Below are 324 nucleotides of genomic sequence, written 5' to 3' on the forward strand. Positions count from 1 at the left end.
GTTGGGGTGGGTGTCGCCCAGCACCTGTTCGCGCTGGGCGAGGGTGGCCTCCAGCAGGGGGATGGCCCGTTCCAGGTCCCCCGCCAGCAGGTAGGCGTGGGCGAGGTTGTTGCGGCTGGTCAGGGTGTTGGGGTGGGTGTCGCCCAGCACCTGTTCGCGCTGGGCGAGGGTGGCCTCCAGCAGGGGGATGGCCCGTTCCAGGTCCCCCGCCAGCAGGTAGGTGTAGGCGAGGTTGTTGCGGCTGGTCAGGGTGTCGGGGTGGGCGTCGCCCAGCACCTGCTCGCGCTGGGCAAGCGTGGCCTCCAACAGCGGGATGGCCCGTTC

At 71.3% G+C, this 324-nt stretch carries 1 protein-coding gene; it reads right to left on the reverse strand.

All coding sequences use genetic code 11. From position 1 onward, the window contains the following. Positions 1 to 324 (reverse strand): tetratricopeptide repeat protein (locus ACZ4Z3_RS36580; RefSeq protein ID WP_468505088.1); only part of this gene is annotated, 324 nt, incomplete at both ends.

The sequence above is a fragment of the Streptomyces sp. NPDC030296 genome, assembly GCF_055572815.1.